The following is a 24,412-nucleotide window of genomic DNA, read 5'->3' as shown; positions in this document are numbered from 1 at the left end:
GAAGCGCCTGCCGGTGCACGCATGTGCCCCGGCGTCGCGACTGACTCTGCAGCCGCCAGGACGGTGGTGATGAGGGCGGTAACCCGGCAACCCCTGTGGCCGGGCAACCAACGGAGGCCCCTGGCTGACCCCTGTAGGCCAGGGGCCTTCCGTCTTTTCCGATGCGGCGCGGACCTACGCCAACGCGCACGCAAAAGCACTCCGGATGCGTCACGCACCGGAGGCTCGCATGGGCAAACCCTTACCCTTAAACGATCAGCGCAGTTCCTCGAGCGCCAGCCGATGCTTCTTGCACAGGCGATAGATGGTGACGCGGGAGACTTTCAGGCGCCTCGCGCACTCGCTGATATTGAAGCGGCACTCGCGCAGGGTGTTGATGACGGCATCGCGTTCAGCCGCCACACGCGTGCTGCCAAGACTGGCGTGCGCCAGTTGCGCGGCAGGAATATCGGCCAGGTCCAGGTCCTCGGCGGTGATCAGATCGCCTTCGGCCACCACCGCCGCACGCTGCACGCGATTGAGTAACTCGCGCACGTTGCCCGGCCACGCGAAATGCCGCATCGCCTGTCGCGCGGCGTTGCTGAAGGCACGCGCCTGACAGTGGTGCTGCTCGCGGAAGGCATCGAGGAAGGTCTGTGCCAGCATCACCACGTCATCTTCGCGCTCGCGCAAAGCGGGCATGCGCAGGCGGAGCACGTTGAGGCGGTAATAGAGGTCTTCGCGGAAGCGCCCCTGCTCCACCGCCTTTTCCAGATCGACGTGCGTCGCGGCGAGTACGCGCACATCCAGCTTGATCGACTGGCTGCTGCCCACGCGCTCCAGCGTGCCTTCCTGCAGGAAGCGCAACAGGCTGGTCTGCGCATCAGTCGGCAGGTCACCGACTTCATCGAGGAAAACCGTGCCACCCGCCGCCGTTTCAAAATGACCGATGCGTCGCGCATTAGCGCCCGTGAACGCACCACGCTCGTGTCCGAACAGTTCGGACTGCACGAGGTTTGGAGGCAAGGCGCCGCAGTTGATCGCCGCAAACGGGCGATCGGCGCGCGTGGACATGCCATGCAGCGCACGCGCGGCCACTTCCTTGCCGGTACCGGTTTCGCCGGTGATCAACACCGGCAGGTCGACGGGCGCGTACTTGCGAATGCTGGCCATCACGATGCGCATCGCCTGGCTGCGGCCGGTAATGCCACTGTCATTGGGTTCGTCGACCGGCAAGTCGCCGCCCATGTGCACGAGCGTCTCGAGCAGGCGATCAAGATCCACCGGGGCGGTAAAGAAGTCCTGGCTGGTTTGCAGGATGCGGCTTATCAGCGGCTCCTGCGTCGGCATGTCGGACGAAATGAGCGCAAGCCAGGGCAGGCCCGGGTAATCGCCCATCATGCGTTCCATGGACGCGATGCTGCGCACGTCGGCATGACGCAGGTCGGCCAGCGCAACGACAATGCTGCCGCTTCGCGTACCCACACCACCCTGCCCGTTGGCATCGGCGATGCGGATGTACCAGCCTGCCTGTGTCAGGCTCTCGTACTCATCCCCTGTGGGTCGACCAAACCAGACGATGCAACGTCTGGCCTCCCCGTTAGTCACAGCCATCGTTCCCTCCCCACCTGCGTATGGGCGCTACAGGTTCTCGGCCGGTTTGGGTGTTGCGTCCGTTCCACACCGGGCGGTGCCTTTCGCAGGTAGTCACCCCTCGGACTGCCGCTAGAGCGTGATGTGCATCACACAATATACATCTGCGCGGGTGACAGTCACTGGACAAAAAGCGCGTTTGCCTCGGCCAGACGGTCGATAGCGCGTGAAGGGGATAGGGCGAGTGGCTAGTGGTGCTTTTGTGGGGTTTCTGGCGCCTGGGGCGCGACAGCTTCGGGTAAGTGAAGGAGGTGTGGAGAGGGGTGTCGCGCCTGCGGCGCTGTGAACCGTGAACAGTAAGAGCGGAGTGAACGGTCGCGCGCCCCTGCTCTTACCGTTTGCTGTTCACCGTTTACAGCCCGCGCAGCGGGCGACCTAACCGGGCGCGTCAGCGCCCCCTCACCAGACGCCGGTGTTGGGCATGGATACCCACGGTTCCATCGGCGGCAGGTGGCCGTCCTGCAGCAGCTCCACGGAAATCAGGTCCGGTGAACGCACGAATGCCATGTGACCATCGCGGGGCGGGCGGTTGATGGTGTAGCCCATCGACTGCAGGCGCTCGCAGGTGTCGTAGATGTTGTCGACGCGGAACGCCAGGTGGCCGAAGTTGCGGGCCGTGCCGTAGTCCTCTTCCGAACCCCAGTTGTAGGTCAGCTCGACTTCGGCTTCCGGTGATTCCGGTGCGGCCAGGAAGATCAGGGTGAACTTGCCCGCTTCGTTCTCCATGCGGCGCATTTCCTTCAAGCCCAGGCCCTGGCAGAAAAAGCGCAGGTTGGCGTCGACGTCGCGCACGCGAATCATGGTGTGCAGGTACTTCATGGTGTCCTCTCTAAGGCATCACGACGCCGGAACGTCGCGGGGGAATCAATCGAGAAAAAGGTCGGGCAGCGGCTTCTGCGAAGCGTCCATCGCGTACCACGAGAAATCGGTGACGCCCGCTTCGTGCAGGACGTCTTCGTCGATCAGGAAGTTGCCGGCGAAACCCTTCGCTTCGCGCGTCAGCACGGCGTGTGCTGCATCGGCGACGATCTCGGGCTTGCGGCAGCGATCGATCGGAATGCCGGGGATCATGTTGAGCGCATCGGTGGCGATGATCGTGCGCGGCCACAGTGCATTCACCGCCACACCTTGCGGACCGAACTCACCTGCCAGGCCCATCGTGACGAAACTCATGCCCATCTTTGCCAGCGTGTAGCCGGTGTGCGCAGTCCACCATTTGGGATTGAGCGACGGCGGCGGTGCCAGCGTCAGGATGTGCGGATTCGCGGCCTTGAGCAGATGCGGCATGCAAGCCTGGGCACAAAGAAAACTACCGCGCGCATTGACCTGCTGCATCAGGTCGAAGCGTTTCATGGGCGTATCCAGCGTGCCGGCCAGCCAGATCGCGCTGGCGTTGTTGACCAGGATGTCGATGCCGCCGAAGGCCGCCACCGTGGCACCGATGGCCTCCTGCACCTGTTCTTCCTCGCGGATATCGCACTGGATCGCCAGTGCCTTGCCGCCCGCGGCCTTTACCTGAGCTGCCGCCGTATGGATGGTGCCCGGCAACTTCGGATTGGGCACGCTGCTCTTGGCAGCGATGGCCACGTTCGCGCCGTCACGTGCCGCGCGCAGGGCAATCGCCAGGCCGATGCCGCGCGATGCGCCGGTGATGAACAAGGTCTTGCCCTGAAGGCTGCCCATGGCGGTTGGTCCCAGTGGAAATGCGCACAGTGTAGAAGCGCGCCCGGTGTGCGCAAAGTGAGTCGGGCAATCAGGCTTTCTGGAAGCGTGGGAGCAGGTCGCGCAGTTCAGCCAGGCGCAGCATGGGATGGGTGATTTCCAGCATGCGCTGCTGTTCACCCGGTTCCAGCGGCAACAGTTCGGCGAGGCGGAAACCCAGCCAGCTGGCGTCCTCGTACATGGATGGCGACGCGTGGCGCCAATGGGGCGCCATGTTTTCGATCAGCCGCTCGGCAATGGTCTGCAGCAGGGCAAACTCCACCGGTACAGCGCACGTCCCTTCCGGCTCCCAACGCTCCACATCGCCGGTGACCAGGCCGTCAGACCGCACGCGCGTCTGCGTCACCCGAAAGCGTTCGCCACCTTCGGCAAGGATGCCGAGCAGGCCGTCGTCGCGATGGTGGAAGTCCACGATGCGGGCCTCGGTACCCACCGCCGCCGGCAAGGCCGGCTCGCCCACTTCGTGACCTTTGAGAATCAGGCAAACGCCAAAGCCACCGCCCGTGCGCGCGCAGTCGCGAATCATGTCCAGGTAGCGGCGCTCGAAGATGCGCAGCTGCAACTGCCCCCGTGGAACGAGCACGGTGGACAGCGGAAACAACGGCAAGGTGGTGCGGTTCGCCTGTGCAGCCATGCGACCAGTCTAACGCGTGCCGTCGGTCAGCCGCGAAGCACCTGCGCAAACCGGCGCGGCGCACCTTCGAACCCACCGTTGGACATGAAGACCACATGGTCGCCCGGTTGAGCCTGCACGCGCAGTGCATCGATCAATGCATCGACCGTAGGCACCGCGGAACCACGTCCCTGCAGCGCGTCGGTGACACGCTTGGCGTCCCACGGCAGCTCTGGGCGATGCAGGAATACCACCGCATCGGCGTCGGCAAGCGACGGCGCCAGGCCGTCGGCGTGCGCGCCCAGGCGCATCGAATTGGAGCGCGGTTCGAGCGCGACCAGAATGCGCGCCTTGCCCACCTTGGCGCGCAGGCCCGCGAGCGTCGTGGCGATGGCGGTGGGGTGATGAGCGAAGTCGTCGTAAACGCGGATGTCGTTCGCATCACCGACCAGTTCCATGCGGCGCTTGACGCTGCTGAAGGAGGCAAACGCCGGCAACAACGCGCGCGGATCGGCACCGGCGGCCGTCGCTGCTGCAAGCGCCGCCAGCGCATTCATCACACTGTGGTTGCCCAGCAGCGACCAGTGAATGTCACCGATCACTTCGCCGCCACGGCTGACTTCGAACGCCGAACCATCGGCCTCGATCAGACGCGCCTGCCAGTCACCTTCGCCAATGCCAAAGGATTCCACCGGCGTCCAGCACCCCATCGACAGCACCTTTTTCAGATGCGCATCGTGCGCATTGACGATCAGGCGACCGTTGCCCGGCACCGTGCGTACCAGGTGATGGAACTGGCGCTCGATGGCTTCGACATCGGGGAAGATGTCGGCGTGGTCGTATTCGAGATTGTTGAGGATGGCGATACGCGGACGGTAGTGCACAAACTTCGAGCGCTTGTCGAAGAAGGCACTATCGTATTCATCCGCCTCGATGACGAAGTGTTTGCCCTGCCCGGCGCGCGCGGACACATCAAAGTTGCCCGGCACGCCGCCGATCAGAAATCCAGGTGCCAGCCCGACGCTTTCAAGCAAGTGCGCGAGCAGGCTGGTTGTCGTGGTCTTGCCGTGCGTGCCAGCCACGGCCAGCACATCGCGGCCGGCCAGCAGCGTTTCGCCCAGCCATTGCGGGCCGGACACGTAACGCATCTGCTCGTTGAGCATGTATTCGACGGCTGGATTGCCGCGCGTCATGGCATTGCCGACCACGACGAGGTCCGGGGCGGGATGCCCTTCGGCCGCCTGCAGGTGCTCGGCGCGGTAGCCCTGCATCAGCGTGATGCCGAGTGCTTCGAGCTGGTCGCTCATGGGCGGATAGACGTTCGCGTCGGAGCCTTCGACCGGAAGGCCGAGCTCACGCGCCAGCGCGGCGACGCCGCCCATGAAGGTGCCGCAGATGCCGAGAATATGCAGACGCATGAAATGCCCTGAAGGGAGTGCGAGGGTGGCGATGCTGACGCTTGCCACGGGCGCCGCAAGGGCGGCGGTTCCAGGCGAGGCCCCGCGCGCAGGCGGGGCTTCGCCGATCGGGCCGCGCGCAGCGGCCCCGGTCGATCAGCCGTTGGCGGCTGCCGACTCCTGCTTGAGGGCTTGCTTGACGCGTGAGGTCACGTCGTCGAGTTCGCCCACGCCGTCGATCACCTGCAGCTTGCCGCGGCGGGCGAAGAAATCCGCCACCGGCGCGGTCTGCTCGGCGTAGACCTTCAGGCGGTCGCGCACGACGTCCGGGTTGTCGTCCTTGCGATGTTCGGCGGCAAAACGGATTTCGCAGCGGCCGATGATGACTTCGTTCGGCACGTCGAGCTTCACCACGGCATCCAGCGGCTGGCCAATCTTCGCCAGCAGGTGATCGAGCGCATCGGCCTGGGCCAGGTTGCGCGGATAACCATCGAGGATGAAACCGTTCTTGACGTCGTCCATGGCCAGGCGCTCTTCGAGCATCGCCAGGAGGATGTCGTCGGAAACGAGGTTGCCGGCATCCATCACGGCCTTGGCCTTGAGGCCGGTGGGCGTACCCGCGGCCACGGCGGCGCGCAGCATGTCGCCGGTCGAGATGTGCGGCACGCCGAGTTCCACCTTCAGACGAGCGGCCTGAGTACCTTTGCCCGAGCCGGGCGGACCGAGAAGGACGAGTCGCATAATGCTCCAGGAAATCCGCGGGCCGCCGCACCTTGCCGCGGTCGCTGGATGCAAGAAAAGAGCCGTCAAAGTAGCTTCTGCACAGGGTGCCGTCAAACGATTGTCACCCCTACTTTTAGCTAAATACCTGTTGCACAAGCAATCTTGGCCTGTCACAAATTGTCGCATTGCACCAGCCGTCACCCGGAGTAGCCCTATGAAGCCACGTTCCCGTTCCTCGCAAGGTCGCCTGCTTTACGCACAGTCCGGCGGCGTCACCGCCGTCATCAATGCCACGGCGGCCGGGGTCATCGAGGCGGCGCGCGCCCAGGGCGTGAAAGTCTACGCGGCGCGCAACGGCATTCTCGGCGCGCTGCGAGAGGATCTCATCGATACCTCCAAGGAAACGGCCTCGGCGATCGCGGCGCTTCGCCACACGCCCGGCGGGGCCTTTGGCTCATGCCGCTACAAGCTCAAGTCGCTGGAATCCCATCGCGCCGAATACGAGCGTCTCATCGACGTCCTGCGCGCCCATGACATCCGCTGGTTCCTTTACAACGGCGGCAACGATTCGGCCGACACCGCGCTGAAGATCTCGCAGCTGGGTAAGGCCATGGGCTACGACATCCGGTGCATCGGCGTGCCCAAGACGGTGGACAACGACCTGGCCGTCACCGACTGCTGCCCGGGCTTTGGCTCCGTCGCCAAGTACACCGCCGTGTCCACGCTTGAAGCGAGCCTGGACGTCGCGTCCATGGCCGATACCTCGACCAAGGTCTTCATCCTCGAAGTGATGGGCCGCCACGCTGGCTGGATTGCGGCCGCCGCGGGCCTGGCCGGCGAAGGCGCCGATGCGCCGCCTCACATCATCCTGTTCCCCGAGCGCACGTTCGACGAGGACGCCTTCCTGGCCAAGGTGAAAGCCACGGTGGAGCGCGTGGGCTGGTGCACGGTGGTGGCGTCGGAAGGCATCCGCAACGCGGCTGGGCAGTTCCTCGCCGAGGCGGGGACGCGCGACGCCTTCGGCCACGCGCAGCTCGGTGGCGTGGCGCCGGTGCTGGCCGCGCTGGTCAAGGAAAAGCTCGGCTACAAGTATCACTGGGCCCTCCCCGATTACCTGCAGCGCTCCGCCCGTCACCTTGCCTCCAAAACGGACGCCGAGCAGGCCTACGCCGTCGGACGTGCGGCGGTCGATTACGCCATGGCGGGCCAGAATGCGGTCATGCCGGTCATCGAGCGCCTGGCGGATGCGCCTTATCGCTGGAAGATTCGCTCCGCTCCGCTGGACAAGATCGCCAATCGCGAGAAGAAACTTCCCAGCAGCTACGTCACGCGCGATGGCTTCGGCATCACCGCTGCCGCGCGCCGATACCTTTCGCCACTCATCCAGGGCGAAGCGCCGCTGCCTTATGGCAAGGATGGCCTGCCCAAATACGTGCAGCTGAAAAACATCGCGGTGGAACGGAAGCTGGCGCCGTTCAAGACCTGATCAGCGCGACGATGCCGGGGCGGCGCTGGCCGCTTCGGCGATATTCTCAATGCGCGTGAGCTTGCCCGACTTCATGGTCAGGCGGACCTGGCCGGGAAGGCTGGCGCAATCGTCGGCCGGGCCACAGCTCGTGCGGTCCAGGCGCAAATGCAGCACGCCGCTGAACCAGTCCGCCAGCCAGGGCGCCTTGGCTTCGGCGCCGAACAACGACCGGATGCTGACGGGCCGACAATCCTGCTTGCCGGCCGCATCGGCGCATACCCAGGCGGTGACGTCCTGGAGATAAAGGCGATCGTCATCCAGTTGCCATTGCGCCAGATAACCCTGGTGCGCCGCCTCCCGCGCCGTGGGTAGCGCAACAAAGTGCGTAGCGCTTCGCAGTTCCGGCATGCGATCGGAAAGGGGCTGTTCGGCGAGCCGGTAAGAGCGCCCGTGCCAGCGCACCCACTCCCCGCTCAAACCGTTTGCGCAGGCGCGACCCAACGGCTGCGCGGCCAGGCAGCAAAACGCGATCAGGCAAAGACTTGCGCGCGTGAGTCGTTCCATCCGGCGCAGATTGCCACAATGTGACAGGCCGTCATCTAGCCCGTTCGGCCAGCTGACCGAAAGATAAAACCCGGTTTTCGCCACAAACCTTGCGTTCAGGCGTGCGTTTTTACGATCCCTCTCAATCGACCTCTTCACGAAGTCGACACAAAAGGAGGACGTGACGCATGAAGACCATCCCTGCCCTGCTCGCCGGCCTTGCGCTGATGTTCGGCGCCGGCACCGCGCTGGCCGATCCCGGCCACGATCATGGTCACGACCGTGGACGCGGTCATGGCCGTCACGACTCCCGCCACGATTACCGCCACGACGACCGGGGCCACTGGCACGGCTCGCGCGAGGTTCGTTACTACGGCCCGCCGCCGCGCTATCACCACCCGCACCGCTGGGCGCGCGGCGAACGCTACTACGGCCCGACCTACGTCGTGCGCGACTACGGCTACTACCGCCTGCGTCCGCCGCCGCACGGTTATCACTGGGTACGCGATGACCGGAACTACCTGCTGGTGTCGCTTGGCTCAGGGGTCATCCTGGACATGGCGTTCCGGTAAACCCACCCAAAAAAAAAGAGGCCGCCATGCGCAAGCACGGCGGCCTCTTTTTTGTCTGCGTCATTGGCGACGCATGCCGGCCAGGCTGAGATAGCGCTGGCTGTCCCGCCACGCAGGTGATCCCGCCCCGTCCACCCAGTCGCGATGGCAATCACGCCAGGCTTGCAACGCGGTGGACGGGAGCTTCCCGCGCGATCGCCACGCCCTGACGAAGTATCCACAGGCCTTGGCCACTTCCCTGTCACGCGCAGCCTGACGGGCGAGCACCAACGCTGAGTCGCCATCATCGATGGGAGCGATCAGCGCCAGGCATTGCACAAACACACGACGTTCGTGGTCATCGCCTATGGCGAGCAGCGCCTCCAGCACACAATGCAACGCGGGAATCGCCACCGACGGCACCGCCGTCAGTGGCTTCGCCAGTATGACCGACCGACGCTGGGCATCCGTCCTTGCCGATGATTCACCGCAGTGCCTTGCACGCACCAGCGCGAGGCGAGCGGCTTCCAGGGTGAGGTCCGCCTCGCCATCCTCGACAAACGGAGCCAGCAGTTCCTGCATCCGGTCCAGCAACGGCAACCGGGCTGCTTCGTCCACATGACGCAACCGACTGCGCACGAGGCGCCAGGCGGCGAGCACATGCCAGCGCCCGGCCCCTTCGATATCGTGGATCCGATCGACCGCAGCGCTGGCCTCTTCGACGTGATCCACGGCGCCAGCACCCACCATCGCATCAGCCATCGTGCATGCCAGGTGCACCCACGCACAGAGCACCTCGGCCGATGTCTCGCCATGCATGGCCCGCACATGCCTGGCATGCAGCTTCTCCAGTCGCTCGCGACGCTCGGTTGCGCTCAACGATGATTGCATCGCGGCCTGGGTGTCGCTCTTGAGCAACGCCGCATGCCACCGGGCGCGATGCAAGGTTTGACTTGAGGCGCGGGCGCCGCGCTCGAGAAGGCGTCGCGATTCGCTCACCCGCTCCGATCGGGTACTCGCATCCAGGCCATGCACGGACGCGGTGAGAACGCGATGGAGCCACCATGCGGCATCCGAATCGTCCGGCAAGCCATCCTTGAGCGCGCGCCGCAGATAGGCCTCAGCCTCATCGACCGACGCAGGGTCGACGGAAAGATCGAGCATCGCGCGACGCGCCCTCGCCTCGCCCAGCATCGCCACCGTGGCGACCGCCGGAGCGTCGTCCTGTGCTGCGATGGGGCGAAGCAAGTTCAGGCAATACTCAAGATGCCGCGCCTGTTCGATTTCATCGCGCGCCCGTCGCGCCAATTCCAACTGGCAGCACGCCATCCGGTGCGATGCCAGGACATCGTCCGGACACAGGGACAACCACGCCCGCAGCGCATCCACCGCGTCGATGACGTCATCAGGTTCGCGGGTGCGGTCGGCCAGGCGCCAGGCCGTATCGGCCGCGTCGCGCAGCGCCAGTCGCTCGCCGTGCAGCGCAGCCTCGACGTCCGCTTGTTCGCGAACACGACGAAGACCGCGTAGTGGCGCGAACTGCACGGCTTCGGGTGGGATCGAAAGGGCCGGCTGCGGCACCGGATACGCGGCGGAGACATCGTAGGGCGCCGTGCGCTGGGGGATCTGCAGGGGACCGGGCCCCGGGGGCATCTCGACCGCGGGCATGGCCGCAGCGGGTTCATCATCGTCATCCCCAAGGCGAGCGCCGATGTCTTCGTCGGTGTCGGCATCGCCTGTTTCCGGTTCGACCGGTGCCGCCAAAGACGCGACCGCATCATGCGGAATATCGAAGGAAGGCATGGCCGCCTCCGCAGCGGGGGGCTCGTCTTCGCCTTCGTCGTCGTCGATCGGCAGAGGACCAAAGGCGTCCGCCAACGGCATGGCTCCGACCATCCGGCGTGGCGAGCGCGCACGGCTCCTTTGGGCGGCATGGGAATCGGCGAGTAGCGGGTGGTCCGACAGCGGCGCTTCCGGCTGCTCGGTTACCGCCGCAGGTTCCGAATTGGATGGCGACGCCGCCTCTTCCGCATGCACCGGTTCGGATGGCGCGCCGTCCCGGGCAAAGCGCTCGTGTGGCATATCGAAAAACCGTCGCCACAACCAGGCGCCCAGCAACATGCCTGCGGTGAAGCTGGCCGCGAGGGCGAGCCAGAACCAGTGCAGCGCAACACCGGTGTCGGGCACCGTGCGCCCGGCCAGATCGGGCCAGCCCTCGTCAGTCATCGGCGCCTGCACGACCGGCGGCGTGGCCCTCACCGTTTCAGCAGCGCGATCGCCTTCCGATGCAGCAGCGGCGGGTGCGGCCACCGCAGGATCTTCCTGCGGTGACGATGCATGAACCGCCCCCTCCATCAGCAGCGCGAACAGCCCCGCAGCCACAGGCATGCGCCTGGCTGCCGACCGCACATGCCTGCGGCGATGCCCGCCTTCGGCGGCCTTCCGTCGATCGGTCATGGGTTACAGCTCGGACAAATGCTCGAATTCCGCCGCCATGTCCTCATGCACGGCAATCACGTTCTGGTGCACCCAGCCCGGGAACAGATTGGTATGGGTGCCCGCGGCATTGCCGGCGTTGTGCAGGTACGGCAGGTGCGACCAGCAGCGGTAACCGAGTTGCTTCAACGCGGCGATTTCCTGCGCGGCGACATCCATCGATGACAGGCGGAAATAGATGGCGGGACGATGATCACGCAAGGTTTCACTGCCGCCGGCCACGACGTCGAGCAAGGTACCCGGGAGATTGAGCTTGAGGAGAACCAGCGAATCGATGGCCAGATCGTCCAGTCGCTCGCCGCGACTGGCCTCGGCCGGACGTCCCGCCTCGGCGGGCAGCTCCACGACATCGTTGCCAGCGCCCAGCACGGCATGGTTCGGATAAACCTGCGTAAGCCGGTTCAGGCCGATCGTCGTGCAGAGGTCGATGAAAGCCAGGCGCCGTGGTTCGATCACATGGATCTGGCCTGACGTGCCCACCAGGCGGGAGAGCCACAGCGCGTGGGCGCCGTATTCGGCGCCGTACTCGACCACGACATCGCCCTCGCCGACGACGGCGCCAATGGTATCGAGCTCTTCAACGGACCACTCGCGATACGCACGGAGCGAGCGGGCCACGGTGTCGTCGCCGAGCGCGGCCAGGATCGCGCCATGGCGCGTCTCCCACAGTTCGGGCAAGGCTCCGGCTTCCGGGGCCGTCGAGGCACCGGCGGGCTTCGGCGCGCCGGCGCCATGGATTTCAAGGATCGACTGGTCAAGTTCGTCGTAGGTCATATCGCGCTCGCGGGTTCTCCGATGGATGGTCCGGTGGGTGACGGCCGCAACCGGCCGGGCCAGTGCACACGCACCGGCGCCCTCGGGGCACCCTTTCCGGAGAAAGCACGATAGTCACTGGATGCGACTTGTCCTATCGGACGAGTCCTAAATTGCGTCGCATCGCCGGCGTTCATGACCGTTGCGTTGCACAACGTCGATTCGGCCGCCGTCTGCCTATACTCGACCGGTCAGCCCGCAACGGGGCGACGCCCGTTCCGCCCTTCAGGGCGCGGGTACAACGGTTACCACCGATGGGGAGGCTTCGATGCTGCAGCAGTATGGCTTGTGGATCGTGCTCGCATGTGCGGTCGTGGCGGTTCTGTATGGCGCGCTTTCGGTGCGCTGGGTCTTGGCAAAATCACCAGGCAATGAGCGCATGCAGGAGATCGCCCACGCGATCCAGCAAGGTGCACGGGCCTACCTCAACCGGCAATACACCACGATCGCCATCGTCGGCGTGGTCCTTTTTCTGATCATCGGATTCGCGCTCGACTGGGGCACCGCCATCGGCTTCGCCGTCGGCGCCATCCTCTCCGGCGCTACCGGCTATATCGGCATGAACGTGTCGGTGCAGGCCAATGTGCGTACTGCCGAAGCCGCGCGCGGCGGCCTGGCGGCGGCGCTCAATGTCGCATTCCGTGGCGGCGCCATCACGGGCATGCTCGTCGTGGGCCTCGCCCTGATAGGCGTGGCGGGCTATTACGCCGTACTGCAACACATGGGCTACGAGAGCATGCACGCACTGCATGCGCTGGTCGGGCTCGCCTTCGGTTCCTCGCTCATCTCGATCTTCGCGCGCCTGGGTGGCGGCATCTTTACCAAGGGCGCCGACGTCGGTGCCGACCTGGTGGGCAAGGTCGAGGCCGGCATTCCCGAGGATGACCCCCGCAATCCGGCCGTCATCGCCGATAACGTGGGCGACAACGTCGGTGACTGCGCAGGCATGGCGGCCGACCTGTTCGAGACCTACGCCGTGACGCTGATCGCCACCATGCTGCTGGGCGGCGTGATGGCTGAGCAGACCGGTGAGTGGGGCGTGCTGTATCCGCTGTTGCTTGGTGGTGCATCGATCATCGCTTCGGTGATCGGTACCTTCTTTGTGAAGGCGCGTGGCCCGAAGATCATGAATGCCTTGTACGCGGGCGTGGCCGTGTCTGCCGTGCTGGCGGCCATCGCCTTCTGGCCGATCACCACGCAGCTGATGTCGACCTCGGCCTATGGCGCGACCAACCTGTTCGGCTGCGCGCTGATCGGCCTGGCGCTCACCGGCGCCATGGTGGTGATCACCGAGTACTACACCGCCACCGAATACGCCCCGGTGCGCCATGTCGCCCAGGCATCGACCACGGGCCACGCTACCAACATCATCGCGGGCATTGGCGTCTCGATGAAGTCGACGGCGATGCCGGTGCTGGCCGTGTGCGCGGCGATTTGGGGCTCGTACACGCTGGCCGGCCTTTATGGCATTGCGATTGCCGCAACCGCCATGCTGAGCATGACCGGCATGATCGTGGCGCTGGATGCCTATGGCCCGATCACCGACAACGCCGGTGGCATCGCCGAGATGGCCGAGCTGCCGCCTGAAGTGCGTGGCGTCACCGATCCGCTCGACGCCGTGGGCAACACCACCAAGGCCGTCACCAAGGGTTATGCCATTGGCTCGGCCGGCCTGGCCGCCCTGGTGCTGTTCGCCGACTACACGCATAACCTCAGCCAGCATCTGAACGTCACCGACTTCCGCTTCGACCTGTCGAACCACTACGTGATCATCGGCCTGTTGATCGGCGGGTTGATCCCGTATCTGTTCGGCGCAATGGCCATGGAAGCCGTGGGTCGCGCGGCGGGCTCCGTGGTGGAGGAAGTGCGCCGCCAGTTCCGCGAGATCAAGGGCATCATGGAAGGCACGACCAAGCCCGATTACTCGCGCGCGGTCGACATGCTCACGCGCTCGGCGATCAAGGAAATGCTCGTTCCGTCCTTGCTGCCGGTGCTCGTGCCGATCGTCGTGGTGTTCCTCTTCAAGTGGCTCGGTGGCGCCGAAGCCGGCGCACAAGCGCTCGGCGGCGTACTCATCGGCACCATCGTCACCGGACTGTTCGTCGCCATCTCGATGACCACCGGCGGCGGCGCGTGGGACAACGCCAAGAAGTACATCGAGGACGGCCACCATGGCGGCAAGGGTTCGGACGCCCACAAGGCGGCTGTGACCGGCGACACCGTGGGTGATCCCTACAAGGACACCGCCGGCCCTGCCGTGAATCCGCTGATCAAGATCATCAACATCGTCGCCCTGTTGCTGATCCCGCTGCTCTGACGGTCCCGATGGCCGGAGCGACACGTTTCGCTCCGGCCATCTCCAGGCGCCCGACATACGCCCGCCACCCCTCGCGAAGCTTGCGCGAGGCATTCGAAAGTCCTTGCGCACCATGGCTCCCGAGGTCTTCATTTTCGGTCGAGCCCATCGCAACTCCCTGCGCCGAAAGTTCTCCGCAAGCGATGTGTCAGTCCCCCGAAAGCTTCGAATCACCCTTGTTTTCAAGGGGTTTTCTTGCAAGTGGCTGATTGCGCGCGGGTATCGAAAATAGTTTCGAACTTTTGTGAAAAACTTGTTGACGCTTCGCAGGTTCGTACGTAGAACCGGATTCGGGCCGATACTTTCGGCCTAGGGGGAAGTCATTCGCCAACGCATTTTTTCTCTGGACCGGGGAGGTCTGGAGCGGGCTCGTGCAGCCCGAAGTTTTGCAAGCGATGACACGTCGATTCGAACAACGTCAGGTGCGGATGCTTCCGCCCGACGTCTGCAATATTTCACCGGGGAGTTGAAGTAATGCCTTTTGCCAATCACTTGGCGGCCCGCGTCCTGCGGCCGTCCGCGCTGGCTTTTGCCGTGGGTATGACCCTCGCAAGCAGCGCCGCCTTCGCACAGTCCAATACGACCGGCTCGATCTTCGGCCAGGTCGCCAGCCATGAAGGCAATGCCGTCGTCATCACCAGCGATACGGGCCTTACCCGTACCGTGCAGGTGGATGAGAACGGCCGCTATCGTTTCAACTCGCTGCCGGCGGGCAAGTACAGCGTATCCCTGCAGAACGACGGCAAGACCGTCAGTTCACGCGACAACATCCTGGTCACCATTTCGGCCGGTTCCGAAGTGTCCTTCGGCGCGGGTTCCGCGTTGGCCAAGAACCTCGAAGGCGTGCAGGTCATCGCCTCGTCGCTTCCGGCCATCGACGTATCGTCGGTGGATACGCGCACGGTGCTGACGTCCGAACAGCTGAGCAAGATTCCCGTGGCGCGCGGCATCGGCGCCGCCGCCCTGCTCGCGCCGGGCGTCGTCGAAAACTCCAGCTACAGCACCAACGGCTTCGGCAACATCCCGAGCTTCGGTGGCTCCGCTTCGTCCGAGAACGCGTACTACATCAACGGCTACGCCGTGACCAACCCGCTGACCTCGCTGGGTTCGACCACGCTGCCGTTCGACGCCATCGACCAGGAACAGGTCCTCACCGGCGGTTACGGCGCTGAGTTCGGTCGTTCCACCGGCGGCGTGATCAACATCGTGACCAAGCGCGGCTCCAATCAGTGGCACGGCGGCGCCTATGTGATCTGGCGTCCGGAAGGCCTGCGCGCCAACCCGCGCAACAACTATTTCCCCAACACCGGCTACTACCCGAAGACGGACGGCACGCTCTACTGGTACCGCAACAAGAACCAGTACACCTACACCACCTACGGTGCCTACGTCAGCGGCCCGCTGATCAAGGACAAGCTGTTCTTCTACCTGGCCGGCGAGCAGAACAAGCAGAACGGCAACAGCGTCGCTTCGTTCTCCAACTCCACCACGGCGGCCGCCACGGGCTGGAACAGCTACGGCTACAAGCTGCCGCGCTGGACCGCCAAGGTCGACTGGAACATCACCGACCAGCACATCCTCGAGCTGACCGGCGTGTCCGACAAGGTCGAGTATGACTCCAGCCGCTATCCGTACAGCTATACGACCCTCGCGAAGTCCAACACCAAAACCGGCGGCGTCTACACCAAGGACGGCGGCAACCTCTACATCGCCAAGTACACCGGCTACATCACCGATGACCTGACGATCTCCGCGCTCTACGGTCGCCAGACCCTGGAACACGTGCAGAAGCCGTTTGGCTACGTTCCGAACTGCCCCTTCATCAACACGGCCGCCAACCACTCGACGGTCCCGGGCGTGGCGTATCCGTCCTGCCAGGAAACCGCCGTCTCCGGCATCCTGCTGCCGGGCTCGAACGACAAGACGCATGGCTATCGCCTCGATATCGAGTATCGCCTCGGCGAACACGATCTTCGCTTCGGCATGGATGACCAGACGGCCGAATCGCTGACCGGTTCCGCCTTTGCCGGTGGCTATTCGTGGGTCTACAACTGGCAGGCCGACCCGAGCGTTGCCATCGATTCGGGCTCGGGCGTGGCATCGCCGGCATCCGCGGGCGGCTACGGCACGCAGGGTTACTTCGTGTCCCGCGCGTACAACACCCAGGCGGCCAACGTTAAGACCGAACAGGCCGCGCAGTTCATCGAAGACCGCTGGCAGATCAGCGATCGCTGGTTCATGCAGATCGGCCTGCGCAATGAACAGTTCACCAACTTCAACGGTGACGGCAAGCCGTATGCGCGCCAGCGCCACCAGCTGGCACCGCGCATCGGTGCAACGTGGGATGTGTTCGGCGATTCGACGCTGAAGGTGTTCGCCAACGCCGGTCGCTACCACCTGGCCATGCCGAACAACGTCGCCGTCCGCGGCGCCTCCGGCTCGCTGATCACCAACGAGTACTTCACCTATACGGGTGTCGATTCCAGCGGCAATCCGACGGGCCTGACCGCCGTTGCCGTGGACAAGAGCAAGGGTCGCACCTGCCCGGGCGGCAATGCCGTCTCCACCAACCTCGAGTGCGGTCAGTCGCGTGATCCGCGTCTTGTTGCCGCCAAGGGCCTGAAGGCGCACTTCCAGGACGAGTACATCGCGGGTATGGAGCAGCAGCTGAGCTCCACCTACAACTGGGGCGCCAAGCTGACTTACCGCAACCTACGCAGCGCCATCGACGATACCTGCGCCCAGGTGCTCGGCGGCGAGTGCTTCATCTTCAACCCGGGTGTGAAAAACACCTTCGTGACGCTGAATCCGGACGGCAGCTACAAGGAAACGACGTACACCAACGCCCAGCTCGGCTTCCCGAAGCTGAAGCGTCAGTACTACGCGCTGGACATGTTCATCGAACACCAAATGGCGGATCGCTGGTACGGCCGCATCGACTACACCTTCTCGCGCAGCTACGGCAACACCGAAGGTCAGCTCGCCTCCGACCTCGACACCGGCGCAGGTGGCCAGGCGGACGTGTCGACCACGCAGGACTGGGACTTGCCGCAGCTCATGGTCGGTGCCAACGGCGTGCTGCCCAACGACCGTACGCATCAGCTGAAGGCCTTCGGCTACTTCCAGCTGACGCCTGAGTGGCGCTTCGGCGGCAACGCACTGGTCCAGTCGGGTCGTCCGCGCAACTGCACCAGCCATTACCCGACGGCCGACGCGGGTCTGTACTCGGGCGCCGCCTACTGGTTCTGCGGCCTGTCGGGCAGCGGTACCGCGCCGGGTTCGACCGGCTACAAGGCTCCGGCTGCGGATTACGCCTTCTCGCCGCGCGGTTCGCATGGTCGTGCACCCTGGTCGTACTCGTTGAACCTCAACGCGGCTTACACGCCCAATTGGCTGGACAACAAGCTCACGTTCCAGATGGACATCTTCAACGTCCTGAACCGTCAGGTGGCGACCACGTACAACTTCCGCTACGAGACCAGCGCACGCAACACGCCCAACAGCCTGTACCTGCGTGAGCTCAACGTGTCGGAACCGCGCTACTTCCGTTTCACGGTCCGCTACGACTTCTAAGCACAACCACAAACACGGTCGCCTGGTTCCTTCCCGTACCAAGGCGACCGGATCTCCCCATTCACGCCGCCGGGCCACCGGCGGCTTTTTTTTGCCCGGAGAAACCCCGCAGGTGACGAACAGGGCCGGGCCTGCTTGAATGGCCGGACCGGGACACCCCAGAAGGACTCGTACGTGACCAAGCAACCGCTGGCCTTTCTTTTCTTGATGACGATGGCAGGCATGACCCAGGCAGCCACCCCTCCGGCCAAGGCCGACAACGCTTCCACCGATCCCTATGCGTGGCTGGAAGACATCGATGGTGCGAAGCAGCTCGACTGGGCCAAGCAGCACAACGCCGAAACCGTGCAGAAGTATGCGCAGTCGGCACAGTTCAAGCAGCTCGATGCGAGCATCCTCGAAGTGCTGGATTCGCGCGACCGCATTCCGGCGGTGTCGCTGCTGGGCGACAAGCTGGAGAATTTCTGGCGCGACAAGGAACACCCGCGTGGCCTGTGGCGTCGCACCACGCTGGCCGAATACCGGAAGAACCAGCCGGCCTGGGAAACGCTGATCGACCTCGACGCGCTGGCGAAAGCGGAGAACGAGAACTGGGTATGGCATGGCAGCAGTTGCCTGCGTCCGCAAGAGCGCCTGTGCCTGGTGTTCCTGTCACGCGGCGGTGCCGATGCGAACGTGGTCCGCGAGTTCGACGTGGTGACCAGGCAGTTCGTGAAAGGCGGCTTTGAGTTGCCCGAAGCCAAGAGCAACGTCACCTGGAAGGACGCCGATCATCTGTATGTCGCCACCGATTTCGGCGCCGGCTCGATGACCACGTCCGGCTACCCGCGCATCGTCAAGGAGTGGAAGCGCGGCACGCCGCTTGCCTCGGCCGTGACGGTGTACGAAGGCAAGAACGATGACATGAGCATCTCGGCGCATCGCGACAACACGCCGGGCTTCGAGCGTGACTTCGTGCATCGCCAGATCGCTTTCTACAACAGCGAAACCTTCTTTCGCGGCAAGGACGGCAAGCTGACGAAGATCGACGTGCCTAACGACGCCGACACCGATGTCGAGCGCGAGTGGATGCTGATCACGCCGCGCAGCGACTGGAGCGTGGGCGGGAAACAGTACAAGGCCGGTTCGCTGCTGGCCGCGAAGTTCGACGATTTCATGGCCGGAAAGCGGGACATCACCGTGCTGTTCGAACCCAGCGACACGACGGCTTTGGACGGCTATTCGTGGACGCGCCACCACCTGATCCTCAACGTGATGGACAACGTGGTGAACAAGCTCGAAGTGCTCACGCCGCAGGCAGGCGCCTGGAAGCGTGAAGGCCTCGGCGGCGCACCCGCCCTGTCGACCATCAGCGCATCGGCGCTCGACACGGACCACAGCGACGAGTACCTGCTCACCGTCAGCGGCTTCACCCAGCCGACCACGCTGTATTACGGCAGCGTTGACAAGGGCCAGCCGGAAGCGATCAAGCACAGCCCGAGCTTCTTCGATGCATCGAAGTTCGAGGTGAGCCAGCACTTCGTGACCTCGAAGGACGGCACGCGCGTGCCGTATTTCCAGATCGCGCCGAAGAACCTCAAGCTCGACGGCACGAACCCCACCTTGCAGTACGGCTACGGCGGTTTCGAGATCTCGCTGCAGCCGGCCTATAGCGGCACCATCGGCCGTGCATGGTTGGATCGCGGCGGCGTCTATGTCATCGCCAACATTCGTGGCGGTGGCGAGTACGGCCCGCGCTGGCACAACGCCGCGCTCAAGGCCAATCGCCTGCGCGCCTATGAGGACTTCGCCGCGGTGTCCGAAGACCTGATCAAGCGCAAGGTCACTTCGCCCGCGCACCTTGGTGCCATGGGCGGCAGCAATGGCGGCCTGCTGATGGGCAACATGCTGACGCTCTACCCGCAGCTCTACGGTGCCGTGGTCAGCCAGGTGGCCCTGCTCGACATGCAGCGCTACACGCACTTGTCGGCGGGTGCCTCGTGGATTGCCGAGTACGGCGATCCGGACAAGCCGGAAGAGTGGAAGTGGATCCAGACCTTCTCGCCGTACACCAACGCGAAGGCCGGCCAGAAGTACCCGCCGGTGCTGTTCACCACCTCCACCCGCGATGACCGCGTGGGGCCGGTCCATGCCCGCAAGATGTACGCCAAGATGGCAGGCCTGGGCTACGACACCAGCTTCTACGAGAACATCGAGGGCGGCCACGGTGGCGCGGCGGACAACAAGCAGTCGGCGTTCATGAAGGCCCTCGAGTACACCTACCTCTGGGAACACGTAAAGTAAGGGCTCCCTCACTGGCGCGGGGAGGCTTCCACCTCCCCGCTTGCGGACGCATGAAGCACTTTCACAAGACCCGCCCTGAACTGCGCGAGTGGATCCTCAACGTGTCGCGGGCCGGCCACGCCCCCGTGGACGTGATGCGGTTGATGAAGGAAGCCGGCTACGACGTACACCAGAGTCGTCGTGCCATCTCCGAGGTGCTGAATATCCCGATGTCAGCGCTGATCGCCGCGCCAGCCAAGGGCACGAAGCGCCCGAGGCATCCGACGGCGCCGCGGATGGACGTTGCCGGTCGGCAGGTGCACGTCACCACGTGCGTCGAGGCACCCGTCGTGCGCGTGCTGCAAGGCCTCCTGTCCGATGAGGAATGCGCCCAGCTGATCGAAACGGCGCGCCCGCGCCTGGCCCGCTCGCTCACGGTGGACGAAAGCGGTCGCCACCAGACGGACGAGCGCCGCAGCAGCAACGGCATGTTCTTCCGCATTGGCGAAACGCCGTTGGTGAAAACCATCGAAGAACGCATCGCGAAGATGCTGGATATCCCGGTCAACCACGGTGAAGGCCTGCAGATCCTGCATTACCTCCCGGGCCAGGAGTACGAGCCGCATTACGACTGGTTCGATCCCACCCAGCCGGGTTTCGCGGCAGTGACCGAGCGTGGCGGCCAGCGCATCGCCTCGGTGGTGATGTATCTCAATACTCCCGAGGAAGGTGGCGGGACGGGCTTCCCGAACGTCAACCTGACGGTGACGGCCATCACCGGTTCGGCCGTCTATTTCGCCTATGAGACGGGCGAGGAGGCTTCGCTGCACGCGGGCCTGCCCGTCATCAAGGGTGAAAAATGGATTGCGACCAAGTGGTTACGCGAGCGCCCCTACCAGCGCTGAAGCCGTCCCCGGGCTGAGTTGCCGCTTAAGACGTTTCACGGCGCCTGCTGCGACGCAGCAGGCTTTGGCGTATCCTTGCGAATTCTTTTCATCGCATTCCAGCAAGGAACCACCATGGGTCTGCATCTCGTCTCCGCCGGCCGCGACGTGCCGAACGAAATCAACGTCATCATCGAAATCCCCAAGGATTCCGAGCCGGTCAAGTACGAGGTGGAGAAGGAAAGCGGCGCGATCTTCGTCGACCGCATCCTGTCCACGCCCATGCGCTACCCGTGCAACTACGGCTACGTGCCGGGCACCCTGGGCGGCGACGGCGACCCGCTGGACGCACTGGTGATCCTGCCGCTGCCGCTGGTGCCGGGCTCGGTGATCCGCTGCCATCCGGTGGGCATGCTCAAGATGACCGACGAAGCCGGTGCCGACGAGAAGCTGGTGGTCGTGCCGGTGTCCAAGATCTTCAACGGCTACGGCCACATCAAGGACATCAAGGAAGTCTCGGCCCACTGGCTGGAGCGCATCGGCCACTTCTTCGAGCACTACAAGGACCTGGAGAAGGGCAAGTGGGTGAAGGTGGACGGCTGGGTCGGCGCCGACGAGGCCAAGGCGGAAATCATCGCCGGCATCGCGCGCTACAAGGCTGACACCAAGAAGTAAGAAAAAAGGCCCGCCAAAAGCGGGCCTTTTTCTATGCAGACTTCAGTGAACTCAAAACCCTTCACGATCCGCCTTTCTCTGTTTACCGTTCACCGTTCACCCATTACCACGTATTAACCACCCCACCGTCGACCCGCAACGCCACGCCCGTCGTGGCGGACGCCTGGGGCGAACACACGTACACCACCATGTTCGCGATTTCCTCGGTCGACGAAATTCGCTGGATGATGGAGGTCGCGCGCTCCTTGCGCACGAAATCGTTGCCGATCTCCTCGTAGCTCGTGCCCTCGCGCTCGTGCTGCTCGCGCACCATCTCCCGGAATCCGTCGGACAGCGTCGGACCCGGCAACACGCTGTTGACGGTGACGCCGCTGCCGGCGGCGAGTTTGGCCAGCCCGTTCGCCAAAGCGATCTGCGCGGTCTTGCTCACGCCGTAGTGGATCATGTCGGCCGGAATGTTGAGGCCGGACTCCGACGAGATGAACACCACGCGACCCCAGTTCCGCTGCAACATGCCTTGCATGTAATAGCGCGAGAGACGCACGCCGGACATGACGTTGGTCTGGAAGTAGCGCTCCCAGGTCGCATCGTCGACGTCGAAGAAGGGCTCGGGGCCGAAGATGCCGGCGTTATTGACCAGGATGTCGAGGCTGGGCACGGCGTCGATCACGCCCTGCACGCCCTTCGCCGTCGAAAGATCGGCCGCGACGCCTTCAACATTCGCGCCGTGCAGTTCACGGCGCAGTTTTTCCACAGCCGCCTGCACCACCTCCGGCTTGCGCCCGTTGAGGATGACGTTGGCGCCACTGGCGGCCAGGCCTGCGGCGATGGACCAGCCGATGCCGGCGGTCGAGGCCGTGACGAGGGCATTCTTGCCCGACAGATCGATGTTCATGCGTTGTCCTTCAGAGGTTGCGAATACGTCAGGCGATGGCGCCGCCACCATCGACCAGGACCGTCGATCCTGTCGCAAAGGGCGTCGCGGCGAGGTAGAGGATGGCGTGGGCCACGTCTTCGGGCTGCCCCATGCGCCTGGCCGGCAGCTGGGCAGCGGCGTTGGCAAACATGGCGTCGCGCGCGGCATCGCTCATGCCCGACCACAGCGGCGTGGCGATCAGGCCCGGCGACACGGTGTTGACGCGTACGGGCGACAGTTCGAGCGCCAGGCCGCGCGCCAACGATTCGAGCGCGGCGTTGATCGCGCCCTGCAGTACGGCGGAGGGGCTCGGCCGCACGCTGAGGTAACCGGATACGAACGTCAGCGACCCATGCGGTGCGATGCGTGCCGCGCGCGCCACGTGGTAAGCGCCCCAGAACTTGCTGTCCATGGCGGCGCGCGCCTTGTCCAGCGGCAGTTCGCGCAGCGGACCGCTGGGTGTCTGCGCCGCGGAGATGACGACATGATCGAACGCCTCGCGACCGCTGAAGAACGACTGCACGGCGTCGACGTCGGCCGTATCGAGTACGGCCACATCGACCGAACCTTGAAGTCGCGCTGCGGCCGCATCGAGCTTGTCTTTCGACCGCGAAGCGATCGCGACCTTGGCGCCTTCCGCAAGAAAGGCCTGTGCGGCCGCTTCGCCGATGCCGGAGCTGCCGCCGACGATCAGCACATGTTGTTGTTCGAAGGCCTTCATGGGGATACCTCGGAAAGGGTGAAATTCAAACGTGCATGCTAGGCGCGGTGGACGATCTCAACGACAGGCGCGGCGGAACAACTGCTTTTCCGCCAGGGCGAAGATGACGCCGCCCCGGCACCTGCCCCCTTACAATGCCGGCCGACGTTGTTGCCATGAGGCCATTGACCATGATCGTTCGCGAGCGCCCTGGCCTGCGGGACATCTTTTTCGCCCTGCGTGGCTCGATCCTGCCGCGCGTGGCACCACGCCTGGCGGTCATCGGCCTGGTGAGCCTGGCCGCGGTCTGGCTGGTCCGCGCGCATCCTGATGTGCTGTCGCCACTGAGCGGCATTCCCTTCACGCTGATCGGCATCGCCCTGTCGATCTTCATGAGCTTCCGCAACAACGCCTGTTACGACCGGTGGTGGGAAGGCCGCAAGCTGTGGGGACAGCTGATCATCAGCAGCCGCTCGCTGGCGCGACAGACGGCGACGCTCGACGAAGCATCGCGCGCGCCGGTCCTGCGCGGTCTCTGTGCTTTCGCGCATGGATTGTCCGCACGCCTTCGCAGCCAGCCGGAAGCACCGCGCATGGCGCCCTGGGTCACGCTGGACGATGCCGGCGCGCTGCCCAATCCGACCGATGCCGTGCTGCGCGAGATCGGCGCGCACTGCCAGCGTCTCGTCGCGCAGAAAAAGCTCAGCGATATCCATTATTCGATCCTGGAAACGCAACTCAGTGAGCTGGCGCATGTGCAGGGCGCGTGCGAGCGCATCGCCGGCACGCCGCTGCCGTTTGCCTATTCGTTGCTGCTGCACCGGACGGCGCATCTGTTTTGCCTCGCCCTGCCTTTTGCCATCGCGGGCACGCTGGGCTGGTGGACGCCGCTGCCAGTGCTGCTGATCAGCTACACCTTCTTTGGCCTCGATGCGCTCGGCGACGAACTGGTGGATCCGTTCGGTGTCGAGCCCAATGATCTTCCGCTGGATGCCATGGCGCGCACCGTCGAACGCGACATGCGCGCGGCCATGGGCGAAACCGACCTGCCGCCGCCGCTGCAGCCGGACAAGTTCGTCCTGCTCTGA

At 64.6% G+C, this 24,412-nt stretch carries 19 protein-coding genes; 8 read left to right on the top strand and 11 right to left on the bottom strand.

Features of this window, described 5'->3' with window-relative positions:
- Positions 1-255: 255 nt before the first annotated feature.
- From EYV96_RS17380 to EYV96_RS17355, 6 genes are all read right to left on the bottom strand, one after another.
- A complete protein-coding gene (locus tag EYV96_RS17380; RefSeq protein WP_131152828.1) occupies positions 256-1,593 on the bottom strand; it encodes a sigma-54 dependent transcriptional regulator in 1,338 nt (445 codons plus the stop codon).
- Between the two features lie 438 nt (positions 1,594-2,031).
- The gene (locus EYV96_RS17375) at positions 2,032-2,451 is read right to left on the bottom strand and encodes a VOC family protein (RefSeq protein ID WP_131152827.1); all 420 of its coding nucleotides are present in this window, start codon (positions 2,449-2,451) and stop codon (positions 2,032-2,034) included.
- A 45-nt stretch (positions 2,452-2,496) separates the two neighbouring features.
- Positions 2,497-3,315 carry an SDR family oxidoreductase gene (locus EYV96_RS17370; protein ID WP_131152826.1) on the bottom strand — a complete coding sequence of 273 codons (819 nt, stop codon included), beginning with the start codon at positions 3,313-3,315 and terminating at the stop codon, positions 2,497-2,499.
- Positions 3,316-3,385: 70 nt separating this feature from the next.
- Complete coding sequence (locus EYV96_RS17365; protein WP_131152825.1) at positions 3,386-3,988, bottom strand: LON peptidase substrate-binding domain-containing protein; 603 nt, start codon at positions 3,986-3,988, stop codon at positions 3,386-3,388.
- Between the two features lie 26 nt (positions 3,989-4,014).
- Positions 4,015-5,385, bottom strand: a complete 1,371-nt coding sequence (mpl, locus tag EYV96_RS17360; protein WP_131152824.1) for a UDP-N-acetylmuramate:L-alanyl-gamma-D-glutamyl-meso-diaminopimelate ligase — start codon at positions 5,383-5,385, stop codon at positions 4,015-4,017.
- Positions 5,386-5,520: 135 nt separating this feature from the next.
- On the bottom strand, positions 5,521-6,105 hold the full coding sequence (locus tag EYV96_RS17355; protein WP_131152823.1) for an adenylate kinase: 585 nt from the start codon (positions 6,103-6,105) through the stop codon (positions 5,521-5,523).
- Between the two features lie 196 nt (positions 6,106-6,301).
- On the opposite strand from EYV96_RS17355, the gene EYV96_RS17350 reads away from it, so the two are divergent.
- On the top strand, positions 6,302-7,573 hold the full coding sequence (locus EYV96_RS17350) for a 6-phosphofructokinase (RefSeq protein WP_131152822.1): 1,272 nt from the start codon (positions 6,302-6,304) through the stop codon (positions 7,571-7,573).
- On the opposite strand, the gene EYV96_RS17345 is transcribed toward EYV96_RS17350, so the two are convergent.
- Positions 7,574-8,119: a hypothetical protein gene (locus tag EYV96_RS17345; protein ID WP_131152821.1), complete on the bottom strand. Its 546-nt coding sequence runs from the start codon at positions 8,117-8,119 to the stop codon at positions 7,574-7,576. It abuts the gene before it with no gap.
- A gap of 167 nt (positions 8,120-8,286) precedes the next feature.
- On the opposite strand from EYV96_RS17345, the gene EYV96_RS17340 reads away from it, so the two are divergent.
- Positions 8,287-8,670, top strand: coding sequence for an RcnB family protein (locus EYV96_RS17340; RefSeq protein ID WP_131152820.1), 384 nt, complete (start codon positions 8,287-8,289; stop codon positions 8,668-8,670).
- Between the two features lie 60 nt (positions 8,671-8,730).
- Here the strand turns inward: EYV96_RS17340 and EYV96_RS17335 are convergent, their stop codons facing one another.
- Positions 8,731-11,106 (bottom strand): hypothetical protein, encoded by a 2,376-nt coding sequence (locus EYV96_RS17335; protein WP_131152819.1) that lies wholly within the window; start codon positions 11,104-11,106, stop codon positions 8,731-8,733.
- A gap of 3 nt (positions 11,107-11,109) precedes the next feature.
- Positions 11,110-11,919, bottom strand: a complete 810-nt coding sequence (locus EYV96_RS17330; RefSeq protein ID WP_131152818.1) for a class I SAM-dependent methyltransferase — start codon at positions 11,917-11,919, stop codon at positions 11,110-11,112.
- 307 nt (positions 11,920-12,226) lie between these two features.
- Between EYV96_RS17330 and EYV96_RS17325 the strand changes: the two genes are divergently transcribed.
- The 5 genes from EYV96_RS17325 (at position 12,227) to ppa (ending at position 21,708) form a co-directional block, all read left to right on the top strand.
- Positions 12,227-14,275, top strand: coding sequence for a sodium-translocating pyrophosphatase (locus EYV96_RS17325; RefSeq protein WP_131152817.1), 2,049 nt, complete (start codon positions 12,227-12,229; stop codon positions 14,273-14,275).
- A 513-nt stretch (positions 14,276-14,788) separates the two neighbouring features.
- A complete protein-coding gene (locus tag EYV96_RS17320) occupies positions 14,789-17,887 on the top strand; it encodes a TonB-dependent receptor (protein WP_131152816.1) in 3,099 nt (1,032 codons plus the stop codon).
- A gap of 207 nt (positions 17,888-18,094) precedes the next feature.
- Positions 18,095-20,170, top strand: a complete 2,076-nt coding sequence (locus tag EYV96_RS17315) for a prolyl oligopeptidase family serine peptidase (protein WP_131152870.1) — start codon at positions 18,095-18,097, stop codon at positions 20,168-20,170.
- A 50-nt stretch (positions 20,171-20,220) separates the two neighbouring features.
- Positions 20,221-21,054 (top strand): 2OG-Fe(II) oxygenase, encoded by an 834-nt coding sequence (locus EYV96_RS17310; RefSeq protein ID WP_131152815.1) that lies wholly within the window; start codon positions 20,221-20,223, stop codon positions 21,052-21,054.
- A 114-nt stretch (positions 21,055-21,168) separates the two neighbouring features.
- The gene (ppa, locus tag EYV96_RS17305) at positions 21,169-21,708 is read left to right on the top strand and encodes an inorganic diphosphatase (protein ID WP_131152814.1); all 540 of its coding nucleotides are present in this window, start codon (positions 21,169-21,171) and stop codon (positions 21,706-21,708) included.
- A 103-nt stretch (positions 21,709-21,811) separates the two neighbouring features.
- Here ppa and EYV96_RS17300 read toward each other — a convergent pair whose 3' ends face one another.
- Positions 21,812-22,603, bottom strand: a complete 792-nt coding sequence (locus EYV96_RS17300; RefSeq protein ID WP_131152813.1) for an SDR family NAD(P)-dependent oxidoreductase — start codon at positions 22,601-22,603, stop codon at positions 21,812-21,814.
- Positions 22,604-22,631: 28 nt separating this feature from the next.
- Positions 22,632-23,345, bottom strand: a complete 714-nt coding sequence (locus EYV96_RS17295) for an SDR family oxidoreductase (RefSeq protein WP_131152812.1) — start codon at positions 23,343-23,345, stop codon at positions 22,632-22,634.
- Between the two features lie 170 nt (positions 23,346-23,515).
- On the opposite strand from EYV96_RS17295, the gene EYV96_RS17290 reads away from it, so the two are divergent.
- The gene (locus tag EYV96_RS17290; protein ID WP_131152811.1) at positions 23,516-24,412 is read left to right on the top strand and encodes a bestrophin family protein; all 897 of its coding nucleotides are present in this window, start codon (positions 23,516-23,518) and stop codon (positions 24,410-24,412) included.

The organism is Dyella terrae (genome assembly GCF_004322705.1).
GTDB classification, from domain to species: Bacteria; Pseudomonadota; Gammaproteobacteria; order Xanthomonadales; family Rhodanobacteraceae; genus Dyella_D; species Dyella_D terrae.
This window is presented reverse-complemented; position numbering and strand designations above follow the sequence as displayed.

Excerpts from the sequence above, each read along its gene's own strand:
- EYV96_RS17380 (WP_131152828.1), bottom strand. The coding sequence starts at position 1,593 with ATGGCTGTGACTAACGGGGAGGCCAGACGTTGCATCGTCTGGTTTGGT.
- EYV96_RS17375 (WP_131152827.1), bottom strand. The coding sequence starts at position 2,451 with ATGAAGTACCTGCACACCATGATTCGCGTGCGCGACGTCGACGCCAAC.
- EYV96_RS17370 (WP_131152826.1), bottom strand. The coding sequence starts at position 3,315 with ATGGGCAGCCTTCAGGGCAAGACCTTGTTCATCACCGGCGCATCGCGC.
- EYV96_RS17365 (WP_131152825.1), bottom strand. The coding sequence starts at position 3,988 with ATGGCTGCACAGGCGAACCGCACCACCTTGCCGTTGTTTCCGCTGTCC.
- mpl (WP_131152824.1), bottom strand. The coding sequence starts at position 5,385 with ATGCGTCTGCATATTCTCGGCATCTGCGGCACCTTCATGGGCGGCGTC.
- EYV96_RS17355 (WP_131152823.1), bottom strand. The coding sequence starts at position 6,105 with ATGCGACTCGTCCTTCTCGGTCCGCCCGGCTCGGGCAAAGGTACTCAG.
- EYV96_RS17350 (WP_131152822.1), top strand. The coding sequence starts at position 6,302 with ATGAAGCCACGTTCCCGTTCCTCGCAAGGTCGCCTGCTTTACGCACAG.
- EYV96_RS17345 (WP_131152821.1), bottom strand. The coding sequence starts at position 8,119 with ATGGAACGACTCACGCGCGCAAGTCTTTGCCTGATCGCGTTTTGCTGC.
- EYV96_RS17340 (WP_131152820.1), top strand. The coding sequence starts at position 8,287 with ATGAAGACCATCCCTGCCCTGCTCGCCGGCCTTGCGCTGATGTTCGGC.
- EYV96_RS17335 (WP_131152819.1), bottom strand. The coding sequence starts at position 11,106 with ATGACCGATCGACGGAAGGCCGCCGAAGGCGGGCATCGCCGCAGGCAT.
- EYV96_RS17330 (WP_131152818.1), bottom strand. The coding sequence starts at position 11,919 with ATGACCTACGACGAACTTGACCAGTCGATCCTTGAAATCCATGGCGCC.
- EYV96_RS17325 (WP_131152817.1), top strand. The coding sequence starts at position 12,227 with ATGCTGCAGCAGTATGGCTTGTGGATCGTGCTCGCATGTGCGGTCGTG.
- EYV96_RS17320 (WP_131152816.1), top strand. The coding sequence starts at position 14,789 with ATGCCTTTTGCCAATCACTTGGCGGCCCGCGTCCTGCGGCCGTCCGCG.
- EYV96_RS17315 (WP_131152870.1), top strand. The coding sequence starts at position 18,095 with ATGACGATGGCAGGCATGACCCAGGCAGCCACCCCTCCGGCCAAGGCC.
- EYV96_RS17310 (WP_131152815.1), top strand. The coding sequence starts at position 20,221 with ATGAAGCACTTTCACAAGACCCGCCCTGAACTGCGCGAGTGGATCCTC.
- ppa (WP_131152814.1), top strand. The coding sequence starts at position 21,169 with ATGGGTCTGCATCTCGTCTCCGCCGGCCGCGACGTGCCGAACGAAATC.
- EYV96_RS17300 (WP_131152813.1), bottom strand. The coding sequence starts at position 22,603 with ATGAACATCGATCTGTCGGGCAAGAATGCCCTCGTCACGGCCTCGACC.
- EYV96_RS17295 (WP_131152812.1), bottom strand. The coding sequence starts at position 23,345 with ATGAAGGCCTTCGAACAACAACATGTGCTGATCGTCGGCGGCAGCTCC.
- EYV96_RS17290 (WP_131152811.1), top strand. The coding sequence starts at position 23,516 with ATGATCGTTCGCGAGCGCCCTGGCCTGCGGGACATCTTTTTCGCCCTG.